The 871-nt window shown below is 68.7% G+C and carries 1 protein-coding gene; it reads right to left on the bottom strand.

The window, feature by feature from the left end; translation table 11 throughout:
- On the bottom strand, window positions 1–182 hold a 182-nt coding region (locus tag U9980_RS01105; protein ID WP_322766288.1), incomplete at its 3' end, for a hypothetical protein.
- Window positions 183–871 lie beyond the last annotated feature (689 nt).

Below are 871 nucleotides of genomic sequence, written 5' to 3'. Positions count from 1 at the left end.
AAAGGGTCCTCAGGGCGGGTGCGGCGCCGTTTGGGGACCATTCGGACCAGGGATACCGGTCTGGTCAGGGCGCCCGCCAGCCATCCCGCCGGGGTCGACCGATGGCTGGCTGCATGCGGTGCGGACGGGTACCGCCTGTCATGCCGATCGCCGGTGTCGTCATCGACATGCTCGTCGCTCACTTCCGGTTCCTTCCGTCGATGGTCCTGCCGGTCGCCAGGTATGTCGGTCTGGCTTCTTCTGGTGCCGGGTGTTTCGAGCGGGCTTAGAGCGCCCGGCAAGAGGGGCGTGCCGTGCCGTGCCGTGGCAGCGCCAGTGCCGTGCCGTGGCAGCGCCAGTGGCGTGGCGTGCCAGTGGCGTGGCGTGCCAGTGGCGTGGCGGCACCGAGACACGCACCTTGCCGCAGCGCTACCCGTCCATCGCTGCGCGATGCACGGGTACCCCGGCTCGTCGGTCGACACCCACCACCAGGGTGGCCCCTTCCTCGCACCTCGCGATCCGACCCGCCCCAGCCCCACTCCTTGACCCACGCCCCTACTGCCAGGCGCTCTTAACGATGTGAATCTGATGCTCCTGCCACAACACCAGATTCACATCGTTCCCGAAGAGCGTCCGGTAACAGGGGCGCGGCCTCGCGGGGCCGGGGCACGCACCTTGCGTTGGCGTCGTCGGGTGAATAGCGGAGCTCAAACCTTGAGCGTACAGTTTGACCGATGACCGTCGACGGTCGACCGTAGTGTGCCGAATTCGCTGCTGTCGGCCCGGTCGTCGCACCGTGGAAGTACGCAGGCGTGGGGGTGGCGATGACGTCCACAACAGGGCCGGGATCCGCGACGGGGCCGGGATCCGCGACGGGGCCGGGATCCGCGAC

This window comes from Protofrankia sp. Cr1 (assembly GCF_963555865.1).
In the GTDB taxonomy this organism is placed as follows: domain Bacteria; phylum Actinomycetota; class Actinomycetes; order Frankiales; family Frankiaceae; genus Protofrankia.
Note: the sequence above shows the minus strand (reverse complement) of the source record. Positions and strands in the feature narration are given on the sequence as shown.